Origin of the sequence: Agrobacterium sp. GD03872 (assembly GCF_029840625.1) — a bacterium.
Classification (GTDB): domain Bacteria; phylum Pseudomonadota; class Alphaproteobacteria; order Rhizobiales; family Rhizobiaceae; genus Agrobacterium; species Agrobacterium fabrum_A.
This window is the reverse complement of sequence record NZ_JAOCCY010000015.1, coordinates 49,771-66,698: the sequence shown is the minus strand read 5'-3', so window position 1 is coordinate 66,698 and position 16,928 is coordinate 49,771. Positions and strand designations below refer to the sequence as shown.

Here is a 16,928-nt window from a genome sequence, read left to right as displayed (position 1 = left end):
ACCCATGGCGACGCTTTCGATCGATAAAATCACCAAGGCCTTCGGCAGCCTGACGGTCATTCCCGAATTGTCGCTGACCATAGAGGATGGCGAATTCTGCGTGCTGGTCGGCCCTTCCGGTTGCGGAAAATCCACGCTGCTGCGCATCATCGCCGGGCTGGAGCCGATCAGCTCGGGCCGCGTGCTGGTGGACGGCGCGGATATGAGCGATGCCGAGCCGCCCGAACGCGGCGTGGCCATGGTTTTCCAGTCCTACGCGCTTTATCCGCATATGAATGTTGCCCGCAATATCGGCTTCGGGCTGGAAATCGCCCGGACGCCCACAGCCGAAATCGGCGAGCGGGTGGGCCGGGCGGCCGGCAAACTCAAGCTTTCGAGCTATCTGAAACGCAAACCACGCGAATTGTCCGGCGGTCAGCGCCAGCGTGTCGCCATCGGCCGGGCGATGACGCGCAAGCCAAAGCTTTTCCTGCTCGATGAACCGCTTTCCAACCTCGATGCGGCCCTGCGCGTCGGCATGCGGGTGGAAATCGCGCGGCTGAAGGCGGAACTCGGCTGCACGATGATCTATGTCACACACGACCAGGTGGAAGCGATGACGCTTGCCGACAAGATCGTCGTCATGAATGGCGGCCGTATCGAGCAGATCGGCTCACCGCTTGCGCTCTACCAGCGCCCCGCCAATCTTTTCGTCGCGGGCTTCATCGGCTCGCCCGCCATGAACCTTCTGAAAGCGCGCGTTGTCGCCGTCGCAGAAGGCATCGCCACCGTGTCTCTCGCCGCCGGTCCCTCCCTCGATATTGCGGTTTCAAGGCCGCTTGAGCCTGGCGACATCGTAACCCTCGGCATCCGTCCCGAACATATTGCAATCGGCGACGGGCAGGGCGGACAGTCCTATTCGATGAAAGCGACGATGGTCGAACTGCTCGGCAGCGATACTTTCATCCATGTCCGCGAGGGCGAGGAAACCATCACGATAAGAGACAGTCTTGGCCGCATGGCGCGCGCGGGCGACCGCATAGCCGTGTCGTTCCCGGCCGCCGCCTGCCATCTGTTCGATGCGAACGGGCAGAGAGTGTCGCGGGATATGAAGACCCCGCAGGAAAATGGACCGGTGCGGATCAATTGAAACGTTGTGAAGGGTGCGGAATCTTCGGCGCCATGAGGGAGGAAGACGGGAAATGACGGATTTTCAGGGCAGAACGATCCTTGTAACGGGCGGCAGCGGCGGTATTGGCGGCGAAACGGTTCGCCATCTCGTGCGCGCCAATGCCAATGTCATCGCGGCAGGGCGTTCGCAACAGGCGCTCGAGGCCATCGCGAAGGAAACCGGTTGCCGCACATTGGCGTTCGATCTCGCCCGCGACGAGGAAATCCGCGCCGCGCTGGAGGGGCTGGATCTGTGGGGCGTCGTCAATTGCGGCGGTTTCGGCGGCGAGATCGCCACGCCGATGGACACGGATATCGCTATTTTCGACAAGGTCATCACCATCAATGCGCGCGGGGCGCTGCTGGTGACGAAATATGCCAGCCAGTCCATGGTGAGGCTCGGCAAGGGCGGCGCCATCGTCAACGTGTCCAGCCAGGCAGCCCTTGTGGCGCTGCCGGGCCATATCTCCTACGGGTCTTCCAAGGCTGCTCTCGACAACATCACCCGCTGCTCGGCGCTGGAGCTCGGCCGCTACAATATCCGCGTCAACAGCGTCAATCCAACCGTTGTCATGACGCCGATTTCGTCCGGCCACTGGAGCCAGCCGCATGTGGCCGAGCCATTCCTGAAGCAGATGCCGCTCGGCCGGTGGGCCAGCGAAGCGGAAATCGCCGCACCCATCGTCTTCCTGCTCAGTGACGCAGCCTCGATGATCACGGGTGTTTCTTTGCCCATCGACGGCGGTTTCACCTGCTGCTGATTGGCAAGTTTATTCGGCGACAATCCGAATAGGGTGGCGCGCCCACCATTTCTGGCGTTTCGACTTCATGCCAGGAAACGAGTGCGACCATCGTTTCGTCGCGCCAAATCACCTGACAAATGATCTTCGGCAATGCTGCCATAGCTCGGTAATATCTCGGGCTGGCAGGGAACACCGCGGTGACGTTAGATCTGGAGGTTGGTTAGGATACGGTTGCGAGAACGATAAAGCAGATTGGAGCGATGCCTTTTCCGATAGTCATCGTCAACCTTGCCCGCGTGGAGGACCGCCACGGGAAACGGCGACTTTGGCGGGCCGAAGCGGGCGTGAGCCTATCGAATAGCCTGGCTCGGCCACCATTGTTACCGTGCCGTTAGGCAGGGTCTTATCTTCCGTTTCGAACATCGCTTCATGAAAGTTCGGGTCGAACGCCTGCCCGGTCGGGTCATGCCGGGTGACGCCGTGTTTCTCCAGAATATGCAGAAGTTCCTTCCCCGTGAGTTCTACACCCTCGATCAGGGTTTTGGCGGGTCCCTCCTGCTTGCGCATTTCATGCGGAAGGCTGCCAAGTGCGCGTTCCAGATTGTCTGCCACCCGGGTCATGTCCCGGGCAAACTGGGTGACGGCGTATTGTTTTGCGTCGGCGACATCGCGCTCGGCGCGTTTGCGGAGGCTTTCGTTTTCCGCTTCCAGCCTGTCGATCCTGTTGACGGATATCTCGTCGGGCGGCGTGTTGTGCCCGGTCTTCTGTTCGCGGTCCTCACCCTCATCGCCTCCGCCGGCCGCGGTGTCAGCGCGCAAGTCGCCGGGGCCGGGTTTCTTTTCACTATGGCCCCTGTCTCCGCCATTGCTCATCTGAACCTCCCGATTTCCATTATTTGAAATTGTTGTCCGGAACCGTCGATACAGTTCCCCATTGGCATGCGAAGCCGATCAGCATGACACCCTGGAACATCAGGTCGAGCGTGAGCAGAAGGCCAAGCAGCCAGACGCTGTTGATTGGCCACCCAAGAAGGAACACCAGCCCGGCGACGGTCGTGACGCCGCCCGAGGCGATAAGCCAGCCCCATGCTTTGGTTTGCCTTGCCTGCCATCCAAGAACCAGCCGGCCCGCACCAGACATTATCGTCAGGAGGGCAAGCAGCAGGGTGAGGATGACCGATGCGAAACCGGGATTGACAAGTGTTGCCGCGCCGGCGCCGGTGTATAGAGCACCGCTCGCGAACCAGAGGAAAAAACCGCCCCATGATCTAATACGGAAGGCGTGGAGCAGTTGCAGGGCTCCCGCCAGCATCATGAAGACGCCCGCGTAGAGAACCGCCGCAATCGTTGAATAGAACAGGTTCCCGGCCGCGATGGCGCCCAGGGTAAGAAACATCACGCCAAGCGCGAAAAACCAGCCCCAGTTCTTGCGTGCGTCCGCAAACGCTTCCGGCCGGCCGGCAATTTGACCAATCGATGTCATCTAACCTCTCGACCTCGCCGAACTCGTCTGCCGGAGCACCCTCAGCAAGTTGAAGAAACCGATGATGAAACCGACAATCAGACCCGTTATCAGCCCCCAGGGAGAGACCGCAAAGAAATGGTCGGCCAACCATCCGATAATTGCACCCGCGAGGATGGCGCCGACGAACGCGGACGACAGCCGTACACCGAACGCCATTGCCGATGCACTGGACGCTGAAGCGATCAGAGCGTCAGGCTCCGCCTCATGCTCGGCGAGACGGCGTTTCGCGGCCTCTATGTTCTGACCGAGGCGGCTTCTCTCTTCTGTCGGAATGTCGCTGCGACCAGACGATTGACCGATATTCTCGCGGCCGTTTCCAATATCGCGCATGTCCTGTCTCCCCGTGGATCGAAAGGCCAATGTCTGGCCGCTCCTAGTCCATGTCCCGGAATGCGTGACCGGCGGCTGCAACCCCCTCCAAGACGCTTGGAGGAAGAAGATCGGCCGCGCAGGTGCCGTCGAACAGCCATTCCTTGGGATCGGCAAAATCCGGAAGACTTGCTCCGGAGCAGACATAGAGCCCGATGGCGGGCTTTTTTTCATTTATGTAGAGATCGTATTCTTGCATCGGCAGGACCCTCGTCTTGGAACGTCGCAAAACTGCCTTCGAACAGGCTTTCCGGCCCGATTCGGCGGCTGACATACGGCACGCAATGACCGTGCCAGTTGGAAAACAACCGCCTTTTCAATGCGATGGGCTGGAAGGAGCCGGAAGCGCGCGACAATATGTCGGTATTTCCGGAGACAAATTGTCCGAAACGGGTGCGGGATGTTTGCGCTGATTGTTGAACGGCGCGCGGCGGCCTCCCTTGAAGCAGGCGGCGCAGTTCGAGACATTTTGTCTCGGCGACCACGGACATCCTGTCTGCAAATGCGGAAAAATACTCCCTAAGTCACTGATTTTTATTGATATCAAAAACTGGCACGAGTGTTGCTGATCTTTAGCGTAGCACAGCCTGCCGGTCGGAAAGGGCAAGTCGGTGGCGATCAGATGTGGCTGATTGTCGAGACTGAAGTTCGATTTCGACGCTTCGACAAGTTGGGACAGGAGTGACGGTTCCGGACGGAAAGCCCGGGACACGCGCATTAATCCGGAAGCAAACAGAGGAGTATCGCGGTGAGTAAAGTTATCGGAATCGATCTGGGCACGACCAACTCCTGCGTTGCCGTCATGGACGGCAAGGCGACAAAAATCATCGAAAACTCGGAAGGCGCGCGAACGACGCCCTCGATCGTCGCGTTTACGGCCGACGGCGAGCGTCTGGTTGGCCAGCCGGCACGCCGACAGGCTGTAACGAACCCGGTCAACACAATTTTTGCCGTCAAGCGCCTGATTGGCCGCCGCTATGACGATCCGACGGTCGAGAAGGACAAAGGTCTTGTTCCCTACGCAATCGTGAAGGCCGCAAATGGTGACGCCTGGGTGGAGGCCGAAGGAAAAACCTATTCACCGTCACAGATTTCCGCGTTCATTCTGCAGAAAATGAAGGAGACGGCCGAAGCGAATCTCGGGGAAAAGATCACGCAGGCCGTTATTACCGTACCGGCCTATTTCAACGATGCCCAACGGCAGGCGACCAAGGACGCCGGCAAGATTGCCGGCCTCGAAGTGCTGCGCATCATCAACGAGCCGACCGCGGCGGCGCTCGCTTACGGGCTTGAGAAGAAGAAACAGGCAAAGATCGCGGTCTACGACCTTGGCGGCGGAACGTTCGACGTCTCGATCCTCGATATTGGCGACGGCGTCTTCGAAGTGAAATCAACGAACGGCGACACCTTTCTCGGTGGCGAAGATTTCGACATGCGGCTCGTCGAATATATTTCGTCCGAATTCAAGAAAGATCAGGGCATCGATCTGAAGACTGACAAGCTTGCCCTTCAGCGGCTGAAGGAGGCCGCCGAGGAGGCTAAAATCGAATTGTCGACGACAACGCAGACCGAGGTCAATCTTCCCTTCATCACGGCGGATGCGACAGGCCCGAAGCATCTTCAGGTGAAAATCACCCGCGCCAAGTTCGAATCCCTCGTCGAGGACCTGGTCCAGCGGACCATCGAGCCTTGCCTCAACGCCCTGAAGGACGCAGGCCTCACGGCGAAGGATGTGAGCGAGGTCGTCCTCGTCGGCGGCATGACCAGAATGCCGAAAATCCAGGAGGTCGTGGAAAAGATTTTCGGCAAGGAGCCGCATAAGGGGGTAAATCCGGACGAAGTCGTCGCCGTGGGCGCCGCGATCCAGGCGGGCGTCCTGCAGGGCGACGTCAAGGATGTGCTCCTCCTCGACGTGACGCCACTGTCGCTCGGGCTTGAAACTTTGGGCGGCGTGTTCACCCGGCTCATCGAGCGCAATACCACCGTGCCGGCAAAGAAAAGCCAGACCTTTTCCACTGCCGAGGACAACCAGAGCGCCGTGACGATCCGCGTCTTCCAGGGCGAGCGGGAACTGGCTGCGGACAACAAGCTTCTTGGCCAGTTCGACCTCATGGGCATCCCGCCGGCGCCGCGCGGCACGCCGCAGATCGATGTTACCTTCGACATCGATGCCAACGGCATCGTCAACGTATCCGCCAAGGACAAGGGAACCGGCAAGGAACAGAATATCCAGATACAGGCATCGGGCGGCCTTTCGGATGCGGATATCGACCGGATGGTCAAGGATGCCGAAACCCATGCGGCCGAGGACCGGAAGCGACGGGAAACCATTGAGACCAAAAATGCCGGAGATGCGCTGGTTCACGACACGGAAAAGGCGTTGGCGGAACATGGTTCAAAACTCGCGGATACGGACCGGAAAACGATCGAGGACGCCCTGTCCGATCTGCGCGAGGCGCTGAAGGGTAATGACGGTGAGGCAATCGCCGGCAAGATGAACATACTTCAGGAGGCAAGCGTAAAACTTGCCGAAGCGGTCTATTCGCAATCGCAGCCCTCCGGGACAACGCCGCCCTCGCCAGATGGCGACGATGTCGTTGATGCCGAATTCACCGAGCTCGACGACGATCAGAAGAAGTCAAGCTGACCATATTCAGGGGCCGGGGAACATTGTTCCGCCCCGGTCCTTTACTCTCCCATGAAAGCGGGGAAACCAGCCTCAGCCGTCGCATTCAGGCTGGCTCCTCGGAATCGGGGGCAATCGTGTCACTAAATGAATATATTTCAGTATCTTGCCCGATCCCGGGAATGGGGGTTTAAATGCCGGAGAGATTTTTCGACAGCAATCGGGCAATGCAACAAACAGCCGGAGTAAGACGTGAAAAATCCTTATGAGGTCCTCGGGGTCAGTCCGACCGCGTCTTCGGCGGAGCTCCAGTCCGCCTATCGAAAGCTCGCCAAGAAGCTGCATCCTGATCTCAATCCCGGCGACAAGTCGGCAGAGGAAAAGTTCAAGGAAGTTGCGGGCGCCTATGATCTGCTAAGCGATGCGGACAAACGCAAGCGCTTCGATGCCGGCGAGATCGATGCGTCCGGAGCCGAGCGACCGCAACAGCATTATTACAGGGACTTTGCCCATTCGGATGGCGGTAACCCCTATGCGGATGCATCGGGCTTCGCGGACTTCATGGATTCCGACGACGCCTTTGCCGATCTTCTCAGGCGGGCCCAGCGTGGTCGTGCCAATCGGCGGGGCGAAGATCTCCACTATAGTCTGGCCATCAGTTTCGTCGAATCGATCACCGGCGCGAATAAGCGCCTCACCCTCCCTGGCGGCGACACGCTCGATGTCACAATTCCACCCGGTCTCGTGGACGGCAAGACCCTCCGCCTAAAAGGCAAGGGAGCGCCGGGCGCGGGCGCCGGTGGGCCCGGCGACGCTTTGATCCAGGTTGAGGTCCTGCCAGATCCGCGATTTCAGCGTGACGGAGACGACATATCCATCGAGCTTCCCATTTCGCTGAACGAGGCCGTGCTCGGCGGCAAGATCCGTGTTCCGACACCCACCGGCGATGTTTCGATGTCCATCCCGAAAGGATCGAATACGGGCACGACCCTGCGCCTGCGCGGCAAGGGCGCGCCGCGCCGGGGAGGCGGGCATGGCGACGAGTTCGTCAAACTCAGGATCGTGCTGCCGAAGCAGGCAAGTCCTGAACTGGAAACATTCGTTTCCAACTGGGCGGCCGGGATGGATTTCAACCCACGCGAGGACAGATGATGATCATCACCAAGAAGGAGTTTCTGATCCGTTCGGGGCTGCAGGTCCAGACACTCGAACTCTGGATCGAGCAGGAATGGGTCGTGCCGGCGGAAACGCCGTCCGGCCCGGGTTTTTCCGATGCCGATGTCGCGCGTGCGCATCTCATCCGCGAACTGAGCGAGAAGGTTGGCGCAAACGATGCGGGGATCGACGTTATCCTTCACCTCATCGATCAGATGCACGGTATGCGCCGCGCTTTCGAGCAGTTGCAATCTGAACTGAGAGACAAGGGAATCTGAGCCGATGGCCGCAGCGTCAGGGGATACGGGCGATCTGTCCGAACCGGTAAGAGATCCGGAGTTCGGACCATGGCTTGCCCAGGCCTCCATTCTCGTCGTTGATGATGAGCCGGGCATGAGAAACTTCCTTGTCAAGACGCTCGGACCCCGCTGCAAGATTATCGAGGAGGCGGAGAACACGGCGGAGGCAACCCGCAAGCTCGACGAACAGCATTTCGATGTCGTCATTCTCGACAATATCATGCCGAACAAAAATGGTCTGGAATGGCTGGCGGAACAACGCGCGGCCGGTTTTTTCGCGGACGTGATCCTGATGACCGCCTATGCCGATCTCGACACGGCCATCAACGCAGTCCGGGTTGGCGTGGTCGATTTTGTGCTGAAGCCATTCCGGTCAAACCAGTTGTTGAACGCAATTGCCCGCTGCCTCGATCGCAGCCGGTTGCAGCGGGAAAATGATGTTTTGCGACATCAGCTTAACTTTCCGGCACATCAGGTCTTTCTTCGAAATACCTTTGTCGGTCATTCCCCGGTCATGGAAAAGGTGAGGGCGATGATCGCCCGCGTCGCTCCGATTGCAACATCTGTCCTGTTGACCGGCCCTTCGGGCACTGGAAAGGAAATCGCGGCCCGTTCGATACACTCGCTGTCCGGTCGGGCGGACGAGCTGTTCGTGCCGATCAATTGCGGCGCCATACCGGCAGACATGATCGAAAGCGAGCTGTTCGGCCATCTGAAGGGCGCATTCACCGGCGCCAACCGCACGCGCGAAGGCCTGTTCCTGCATGCGCAGGGAGGGACGATCTTCCTTGATGAGATCGGTGAGATGCCCCTGCCGCTCCAGACCAAATTATTGCGGGTGCTGGAGGATCGGCGCGTACGCCCCGTTGGCTCGGAACGCGAAATTCCCTTCGAGGCGAGATTTATCTTCGCGACGAATGTCGACCTGGAAAGGCGCGTCGCGGAAGGGACATTTCGTGCCGACCTGTTCTTCCGCATCAATGTCGTCCAGATCCAATTGCCGCCATTGAAGGACCGCGGCAATGACGTGCTTGAACTGGCATCCCTGTTCATGCGTGAAGTCGTGCAGCAAGCCGGCATGCCGGCTGTCGATATCGACGAACGCGTGCGATCCTATATGTTGCGGTATGATTGGCCCGGCAACATCCGCGAACTCAGGAATTTCATCGAGCGCGCCGTCATTCTTGGAGGCTTTCCCGAGGGTATTGCACGATTGCCGCTTCCGACCGAACAGGCAGAGGGGCAGAGCCTCGCCGCCTTTGAAAAACGTCATATCCTGTCAATATTGCGCGAGACCGGTGGGGACCGCGAAGAGGCGGCCCGCCGGCTCGGGATTTCACGCAAGACGATCGACCGCAAATGTGTAAGCTGGAATGTCTGAGAAAATGGGCGCAGGGCGGCCGCGCCGAGGGTCGATCCGCTACCGGCTTCTGGCCATTGCGCTCGTTCCGATGCTGGTCATCCTGCCTGTCCTGATCGGCATCACGGTCTACAGGTGGAACAATCGGTTCGATGCCCTCGCCATCTCGAAAGTCAGCGATGACCTGACGATCGCGCATCTTTACGTGAACAGGATGCTGGAAGGCACTGAAGAACGTCTCGCGGCAATCAGCCAGTCCGCCCGTTTTCAGGAGGTTGTGAGCGCCGGCGCAATATCGAATGTCCATCTCAGTGATTTCCTGAAGGAGGTAGCGGCCTCCCGAAAGCTGGATTTTCTCTATCTGATAAACGGTTCCGGAAAGGTCGTGGCCAGTAGCCGTCCGCTCTCCACCGGTTCACCCCGTTGGGACTGGCCGGTCGTGAAGGATGCACTTGATGGCCGTGGCGCCGCGCGCTTCGATGTATTTGATCGGCGTGAGCTGACGGCTCTGTCTCCGGAGCTTGCCGCACAGGCCCGTATCGATCTCGTTCAGCCCAACGGTGCTGCCGAAACGGCCGAACAGGAGACACGCGGCCTTGTCGTTCATTCGGCGAGCGCGGCCATCCTTGACAATGGAGAGAAAGGGGCGCTGGTTGCCGGCATCCTGCTCAACAACAACACCTCATTTGTCGATACGATCAACGCATTGATCTACAATGAAAACAGCTTGCCCACCGACAGCCGGGGGACTGCGACGGTTTTCCTCTCGGATGTGCGGATCAGTACGAATGTTGGACTATTTGAAGGGAAGCGTTCCATTGGCACCAGAGTTTCACCTGAAGTTGGTGAGGCGGTGCTCAAATACGGCAGGACCTGGAGAGAACAGGCTTTTGTCGTCAGTGACTGGTATATTTCCGCATACCAGCCATTGCTGGACAGCTACAATCGCCGAGTCGGAATGCTCTATGTCGGCTTCCTCCAGAAACCATTTACCGACGCAAAACGGGAATCGCTGATCGCCATTGTCATCGCTTTCGGCGTGGCGGTCGCCGCGACAGTACCGCTGTTCCTTGTCTGGGCAGCCAATATTTTTCGACCGCTTGAGCGCATGACGCAGACGATCGGCGCGGTCGAAACCGGCGACCTGGCTGCGCGAACCGGCCTTCCCGACATGAAAGACGAGATCGGTCAGGTCGCATCGGAACTCGACCATCTCCTCGATCAGGTTCAGGAGCGTGATGCGGAATTGCGGCTTTGGAATTCGAGCCTCAACCGGCGGGTGGAGGAGAGGGCGCGTGAACTGCAGGTGGCAAACGAACAGCTCGAAACGACGACCAAACAGTTGATCACGTCTGAAAAGCTTGCGGCAATCGGCGAAATAACCGCCGGTGTCGCGCATGAGATCAACAATCCCATCGCTGTCATCCAGGGTAACCTGGAAGTCATTTACAGCATCATGGGATCGGGGGCCGACAGCGTGAAGGGTGAATTCCAGCTGATAGACCAGCAATTGGCGCGTATCAGCGAAATGGTCACCAATCTTCTGAAGTTCTCCAAGCCACAGGAATATGCGGGAACCCTTGAGCGTTACCGTATCGCCGATGTCATCAATGACACGCTGCCGCTGGTACAGCATCTTTTAAAGAAAACCACCATCGCCATCGAACGTGCGGACACGACGTCCCGGCTGATTGCCATGCCCCGTACCGAGCTGCAGCAGGTCCTCGTCAATCTGATCGTCAATGCCATTCATGCCATGCCGCGGGGAGGTAAACTCCATCTCAGCACGGTCGACTCTGAATTGAACGGGACAGCGGGCGTGGCCCTCGAAGTCTCGGACACCGGAAGCGGTATGGAGCCGGAGGTCATCGCCAAGGTCTTTGACGCCTTCTTTACCACCAAACGCCGCGAAGGCACCGGGCTTGGCCTGTCCATCTGCCAGATGCTGGTGACGCGGCAGGATGGCACGATTTCGGTGAACAGCGAGCCGGGCAAGGGGACGACCTTTACCGTCTGGCTGCCGGAAGCATAAAACGAGAAAGAAGCTTTGTAGGGGACGTTCCCTCGCAGTGAGGACAAGTCGTCTTCGGCGGCGGACAAATTGACCTGCCTTTATCGCCGACAAGCCGAGTAAGCCATTGAAGTCATTCAAAACAGGCGATGGCATATTTGTTGCTGGTGATTATTGCGGACATTGTGTCCTTCAAAAATGGACGCCGATCCGTGAATGCCGGAGCTGAATGAACCACGGAGACAACCGATGACGGCAGTATCGACCGAGCAGCTTTCCAAAGACATGCAATCGCGCGTCCAGCAGCTGGAAGCGGCAGGGCTCGTTCCGCAATCGCAGGATCAGCCGATCAACGCGAATGACCTGCTCTTCTACCTGACGGGAACTTCCATGCCCATGGCCGATCTTCTGCAGCAGCACGGCCTCTTTCTGGACGATCACGGACTGAATTACGATCTCGCGCAGTTCGATGCCATCGGCCAGATCGCCAGCAAGGTTATCTCAGAACGGCAAGCCGGTTATCTGGATGGCGTCTGGGAGCAGCTCGATCTCTCGACCGATGAAGATATGGATTCCAACGGGACCTATATCCTGACAGCGCTTGCGGCACTTCAAATCCTGTACGGCTCGTAGCCGGGACCGGCAAAAAACACTCCAATGAAACGACAATTTGTCCGGCGCAAGCCGACACATTGTCTCCGACGGCAGTGTGTTTTGCGACTAAAGATTTGATTTTCAGGTAATTTTCCGTCTGGCACGGAGGTTGCTCCGACTATTGCGACCCGAACCGACGGTCCTGGAACGAGGGAGAGAGTTGTGCCCGATCTGATCGTTATCGTTTATCCGACCGAAGACAAGGCTGAAGCCATAAGGCAGAAGCTGGTGAACCTTCAGCAGGAATATCTGATCGAGCTTTCCGACGCCGTGATTGCTGTCAGGCAGGACAATGGCAGGATCAAGCTCATTCAATCGATGAATACGACGGCTGTCGGCGCGATTTCCGGCGGTTTCTGGGGGCTGCTGATCGGGTCCATTTTCCTTATGCCGCTCCTTGGTGCGTCGATCGGGGCCGCTTCGGGCGCGCTTGGCGGAGCATTGACCGACTACGGTATCAATGACGGTTTCATGCGCGAGCTTGCAATAAACCTGAAGCCGGAGAACGCCGCGCTGTTCCTGCTGATCCGCAAGATGACCGCCGACAAGGTCCTCGATGAACTCAAGGGCACCGGCGGAACGGTCCTTAGAACATCGCTGGATCACACCAAGGAACAGGCGCTGCGCGACGCGCTGGCCGCATCGCCCGGCTTCGGAGGGACCCCGTCGCCCGCAGAGACCGCCTCGCGCAACTGACCCGATCTGTTCCAGCTTGTTCCAGTCATCCAATGCCGTTGTAGAAGGTGGCCAAAATGAACATTGAAAAATTCACGGACCGTGCGAAGGGCTTCATACAGTCGGCTCAATCGCTCGCCATGCGGGACGGTAATCCGCAGTTTAAAAGCCTGCATCTCCTGAAAGTATTGCTGGACGACAATGAAGGTCTGGTTTCCGGCCTCGCCGATCGTTCCGGCGGCAGTTCCCGCACCGTTCTCGGCGCGACCGAGGATGCGCTTGCAAAATTGCCGAAGGTCTCGGGTTCCGGGGCAGGGCAGGTCTATATGGCGTCCGAGCTTGCGCGCATATTCGACGCTGCTGAAAAGATCGCGGAGAAATCCGGCGATAGCTTCGTGACCGTGGAGCGGCTGTTCCAGGCATTGGTTGAGGATCGCAATAGCGATGCGGGCAAGGTCCTTTCCGATACCGGGGTGAACCTTCAGGCGATCACGGCGGCAATCGGCGCGCTGCGCAAGGGGCGGACTGCCGATAACGCCTCGGCCGAGAATGCCTATGACGCGCTGAAAAAATACGCCCGCGATCTAACGAAGGCAGCGCGGGACGGAAAACTGGATCCTGTGATCGGTCGCGATGAGGAAATCCGGCGCACGGTTCAGGTCCTGTCGCGCCGGACCAAGAATAATCCTGTCCTGATCGGCGAGCCGGGTGTCGGCAAGACCGCGATCGTCGAGGGGCTGGCGCTTCGCATCGTCAATGGCGACGTGCCCGAAAGCCTGCACAACAAAAAGCTGCTGGCGCTCGATCTTGGCGCGCTGATTGCCGGCGCGAAATACCGGGGTGAGTTCGAGGAACGCCTGAAAGCCGTCTTGCAGGAAGTGACCTCCGCCGAGGGCGGGATCATTCTCTTCATCGATGAAATGCACACATTGATCGGCGCCGGCAAGACCGATGGCGCCATGGATGCTTCCAATCTGCTGAAGCCGGCTCTGGCGCGTGGCGAACTACACTGCGTCGGTGCGACCACACTCGATGAATACCGCAAGCATGTTGAGAAGGATCCGGCGCTGGCGCGGCGCTTTCAGCCGGTTTTCGTACCGGAGCCGAGTGTGGAAGATACGATCTCGATCCTGCGTGGGCTGAAGGAAAAATACGAGCTGCATCATGGCGTCCGGATTTCGGATGCGGCCCTTGTGGCTGCTGCCACCCTGTCCAATCGATACATTACGGATCGTTTCCTGCCCGACAAGGCAATCGATCTCATCGATGAAGCCGCAGCACGTCTGAAGATGCAGGTCGATTCTAAACCGGAAGAGCTGGATACGATTGATCGCGATGTCATTCGTCTGAAGATCGAACAGGAAGCCTTGAAAAAGGAAAGCGACAAGGGATCGAAGACCCGGCTTCAGGCGCTGGAAAAGGAACTGGCCGACCTGGAAAAACGATCGGCGGATATGACATCGAAATGGCAGGCGGAAAAGGGCAAGCTTTCCGATGCGCAGAAGATAAAGAGTGAACTTGAGCAATATCGCACCGAGCTTGCGAATGCCCAGCGCAAAGGCGAGTTCCAGCGTGCGGGCGAGCTTTCCTACAGCACTATTCCGGAACTGGAGAAGAAGCTTGCCGCAATCGAGGCGAATGAAACATCTTCGATCAGCGAAACGGTAACCGCGGACAATATCGCCCAGGTCGTGTCGCGATGGACCGGCGTGCCTGTTACAAAGATGCTGGAGGGCGAAAAGGACAAGCTGCTCCACATGGAGGAAAAGCTCGGTGAGCGCGTCGTCGGTCAGGCGCAGGCCGTGCGCGCGGTATCGACCGCCGTGCGCCGTGCCCGCGCCGGTTTGCAGGATCCCAATCGCCCGATCGGCTCCTTCATGTTCCTCGGGCCGACCGGCGTCGGCAAGACCGAACTCGCCAAGGCGCTCGCGGAATTTCTCTTCGATGACGAAACTGCCATGGTTCGCATCGACATGTCTGAATTCATGGAGAAACACTCGGTCTCGCGGTTGATCGGCGCGCCTCCCGGTTATGTCGGCTATGATGAGGGCGGCGTCCTGACCGAAGCCGTCCGCCGAAGGCCTTATCAGGTCGTTCTTTTCGACGAGATCGAGAAGGCGCATCCGGATGTGTTCAACGTCCTGCTTCAGGTGCTTGACGATGGGCGTCTCACCGACGGTCAGGGCCGGACGGTCGATTTTCGCAACACGCTGATCATCATGACCTCGAATATCGGCGCCGAATATCTGGTCAACCAGCCTGAAGGAGAAAAGACAAGCGTGGTGCGCGAAGAGGTCATGGCAATGGTTCGCGTCCATTTCCGCCCGGAATTTCTCAATCGCATCGACGCGATCATCCTGTTTCATCGGCTCCAGAAGAACGAGATGGGCCGTATCGTCGATATCCAGTTCGGGCGTCTCAAGAAGCTTCTCAGCGATCGAAAAATCAACCTGTCGCTCGATACGAAGGCGCAGAACTGGCTTGCGGAGAAGGGGTGGGATCCCGCTTTCGGAGCGCGGCCGCTGAAGCGGGCCATTCAGCGTTATGTACAGGACCCGCTCGCCGAACTGCTTCTTTCAGGAGAAGTCCGCGATGATTCAGCCGTGAAACTCTCGGTTGGAAAAGACGGGCTCACCTTTAACGGCAAGACCGTCAAGATCATGGACGACGAAGACGAATAGAGGTTGTAGACTGCCGCCGCATTCCATCTTGCAGCCAATATTGCTGATCCCAGCGCAGTTATCCCGGAGTCCCAGTCTAACAGCAAAGGAGAAGAAACATGACGGAACACAAGATCAAACAGGGAATGGAAGTGATCGGGGCCGACGGCGTCCACGTCGGCACTGTCGATGAACTGGAAGGCAAGCGGATCAGGCTCATCAAGAGCGACAGCGGTGACGCTTTTCACAAGGGCAGGCATCACCATTACATCGAGCTCGGTTTCGTCGCGGGTGTTGAAGGTGACAAGGTCCGCCTTTCCGCCAACGCCGATATTGCGGTGACGCTTGAGGAAGAACGGTCTGGCCGTCCCGTTCCTGAAATCGAATAGGTCCGCAGACAGGTTTCTCGACTGGATTTCGATGTGAAAGCCGATATCGTTTCGGTGATCTGGCCAAGCCGCCATCCCGGCGGCCGCCCTCGTCTTCGAAGCGTGGGATCTTCCGGGATGGACCTTTGACCCATGCGGTGGGCAGAGTTTTCCAGGTATTGATATCCTGGGGCCGACCCCGACCTACAGTTCTGCCAACTGACCTGATCCGACCAGGCAATGACTTGAAGGGATGACAAGATTGGACATCACAGCCGCCGAGCCCAAGCCGACGTCGCAGCCGGTTGTGGCACGCCTCACCCGCGCCGCGATATTCCTTGTCCTTACCATTCATCCGGGTCGAGACAATGAAACCGCCGTCCGAGCGCTCTGTGCCGATCTCGGCGGTTTGCTGCGCGCGGTGGGCTTCCGCGACCTCGAAGGCAGGCTCACCTGCGTCATGGGCATCGGTTCCGATGCATGGGACCGCCTGTTCGGCGGCCAGAGACCGAAGGATCTTCATCCCTTCAGGGAAATCCACGGCGTGCATCATGCGGTTTCCACAGCCGGTGATCTGCTGTTTCACATTCGCGCGGCCCGCATGGATCTCTGTTTCGAGCTCGCCATGCAAATCATGTCACGGCTCGGCGATGCGGTCGACACGGCGGACCAGGTTCAGGGGTTCAACTATTTCGACGATCGCGATCTGATCGGCTTTGTCGATGGGACCGAAAATCCCGTGGACGATGCGGCGATCGAAGCCGCGATAATCGGCGACGAGGATCCCGCTTTTGCGGGCGGCAGTTATGTCATTGTCCAAAAATATCTGCATGACCTCAAAAAATGGAATGCCATTCCCGTCGAGGTGCAGGAAGGCATTGTCGGCCGGAAGAAGTTTACCGACATCGAACTCGATGACAGCGTCAAACCCAGCTTTGCCCACAATGCCCTGACCACGATTGTCGAAAACGGCAAGGAGCTGGATATCGTCAGGGACAATATGCCGTTCGGCGATGTCGGCAAGGGGGAGTACGGAACCTATTTCATTGGTTATGCCCGTTCACCGGCCCGGATGGAGCAGATGCTGACCAACATGTTTGTCGGCAAGCCGCCGTGAAACTATGACCGGCTGCTCGATGTCAGCCGGGCGATTACCGGCAGCCTCTTTTTCGTGCCCACGGCGACGTTTCTGGAGGATGTCGATCCCGCAGTCGCGCCTTCACCCATCGCCGATGCACGGCCATCCGCCGTGCCGGAAGAGACGCAAGCTGTTTCCCGCAATCGCAATCCGGACGCTTCCCTCGGGATCGGTTCGTTAAAGACAGAGGTTTGAC

The 16,928-nt window shown here is 58.5% G+C and carries 15 protein-coding genes and 1 pseudogene; 12 read left to right on the top strand and 4 right to left on the bottom strand.

Annotated features, from left to right (window positions below; all coding sequences use genetic code 11):
* Nucleotides 1-4: 4 nt before the first annotated feature.
* Both ugpC and N5D22_RS22525 read left to right on the top strand, forming a co-directional pair.
* The gene (gene ugpC / locus N5D22_RS22530) at nucleotides 5-1,129 is read left to right on the top strand and encodes a sn-glycerol-3-phosphate ABC transporter ATP-binding protein UgpC (RefSeq protein WP_279657599.1); all 1,125 of its coding nucleotides are present in this window, start codon (nucleotides 5-7) and stop codon (nucleotides 1,127-1,129) included.
* Between the two features lie 52 nt (nucleotides 1,130-1,181).
* Complete coding sequence (locus tag N5D22_RS22525) at nucleotides 1,182-1,910, top strand: SDR family oxidoreductase (RefSeq protein ID WP_279657598.1); 729 nt, start codon at nucleotides 1,182-1,184, stop codon at nucleotides 1,908-1,910.
* Between the two features lie 264 nt (nucleotides 1,911-2,174).
* On the opposite strand, the gene grpE is transcribed toward N5D22_RS22525, so the two are convergent.
* The 4 genes from grpE to N5D22_RS22505 are packed head-to-tail and all read right to left on the bottom strand — an operon-like array spanning nucleotide 2,175 to nucleotide 3,985.
* Nucleotides 2,175-2,765 (bottom strand): nucleotide exchange factor GrpE, encoded by a 591-nt coding sequence (gene grpE / locus N5D22_RS22520; RefSeq protein ID WP_279657597.1) that lies wholly within the window; start codon nucleotides 2,763-2,765, stop codon nucleotides 2,175-2,177.
* 19 nt (nucleotides 2,766-2,784) lie between these two features.
* Nucleotides 2,785-3,375 (bottom strand): HdeD family acid-resistance protein, encoded by a 591-nt coding sequence (locus N5D22_RS22515; RefSeq protein WP_279657596.1) that lies wholly within the window; start codon nucleotides 3,373-3,375, stop codon nucleotides 2,785-2,787.
* Nucleotides 3,376-3,747, bottom strand: a complete 372-nt coding sequence (locus tag N5D22_RS22510) for an AtpZ/AtpI family protein (RefSeq protein WP_279657595.1) — start codon at nucleotides 3,745-3,747, stop codon at nucleotides 3,376-3,378. It lies immediately after the preceding gene.
* 43 nt (nucleotides 3,748-3,790) lie between these two features.
* On the bottom strand, nucleotides 3,791-3,985 hold the full coding sequence (locus N5D22_RS22505; RefSeq protein WP_279657594.1) for a hypothetical protein: 195 nt from the start codon (nucleotides 3,983-3,985) through the stop codon (nucleotides 3,791-3,793).
* A gap of 549 nt (nucleotides 3,986-4,534) precedes the next feature.
* On the opposite strand from N5D22_RS22505, the gene dnaK reads away from it, so the two are divergent.
* The 10 genes and pseudogenes from dnaK (at nucleotide 4,535) to N5D22_RS22455 (ending at nucleotide 16,927) form a co-directional block, all read left to right on the top strand.
* Nucleotides 4,535-6,433: a molecular chaperone DnaK gene (dnaK, locus tag N5D22_RS22500; protein ID WP_279657593.1), complete on the top strand. Its 1,899-nt coding sequence runs from the start codon at nucleotides 4,535-4,537 to the stop codon at nucleotides 6,431-6,433.
* Between the two features lie 231 nt (nucleotides 6,434-6,664).
* Entirely contained in the window at nucleotides 6,665-7,564 is a 900-nt protein-coding gene (locus tag N5D22_RS22495) for a J domain-containing protein (RefSeq protein WP_279657592.1), read from the top strand.
* A complete protein-coding gene (locus tag N5D22_RS22490; RefSeq protein WP_347881157.1) occupies nucleotides 7,561-7,845 on the top strand; it encodes a chaperone modulator CbpM in 285 nt (94 codons plus the stop codon). Before N5D22_RS22495 ends, N5D22_RS22490 begins: the two co-directional genes overlap by 4 nt.
* Nucleotides 7,846-7,849: 4 nt before the next feature.
* Nucleotides 7,850-9,247, top strand: a complete 1,398-nt coding sequence (locus N5D22_RS22485; RefSeq protein ID WP_279657591.1) for a sigma-54 dependent transcriptional regulator — start codon at nucleotides 7,850-7,852, stop codon at nucleotides 9,245-9,247.
* Complete coding sequence (locus tag N5D22_RS22480) at nucleotides 9,240-11,258, top strand: HAMP domain-containing sensor histidine kinase (RefSeq protein WP_279657590.1); 2,019 nt, start codon at nucleotides 9,240-9,242, stop codon at nucleotides 11,256-11,258. The genes N5D22_RS22485 and N5D22_RS22480 overlap by 8 nt, the downstream gene beginning before the upstream one ends.
* 228 nt (nucleotides 11,259-11,486) lie before the next feature.
* Complete coding sequence (locus tag N5D22_RS22475; RefSeq protein ID WP_279657589.1) at nucleotides 11,487-11,870, top strand: hypothetical protein; 384 nt, start codon at nucleotides 11,487-11,489, stop codon at nucleotides 11,868-11,870.
* 183 nt (nucleotides 11,871-12,053) lie between these two features.
* The gene (locus tag N5D22_RS22470) at nucleotides 12,054-12,587 is read left to right on the top strand and encodes a DUF1269 domain-containing protein (protein WP_279657588.1); all 534 of its coding nucleotides are present in this window, start codon (nucleotides 12,054-12,056) and stop codon (nucleotides 12,585-12,587) included.
* Nucleotides 12,588-12,643: 56 nt separating this feature from the next.
* Complete coding sequence (gene clpB, locus N5D22_RS22465) at nucleotides 12,644-15,247, top strand: ATP-dependent chaperone ClpB (protein WP_279657587.1); 2,604 nt, start codon at nucleotides 12,644-12,646, stop codon at nucleotides 15,245-15,247.
* A 98-nt stretch (nucleotides 15,248-15,345) separates the two neighbouring features.
* Nucleotides 15,346-15,615 carry a DUF2171 domain-containing protein gene (locus N5D22_RS22460; RefSeq protein ID WP_279657586.1) on the top strand — a complete coding sequence of 90 codons (270 nt, stop codon included), beginning with the start codon at nucleotides 15,346-15,348 and terminating at the stop codon, nucleotides 15,613-15,615.
* A gap of 232 nt (nucleotides 15,616-15,847) precedes the next feature.
* Nucleotides 15,848-16,927: pseudogene (locus tag N5D22_RS22455) on the top strand (Dyp-type peroxidase).
* Nucleotide 16,928: the final 1 nt, after the last annotated feature.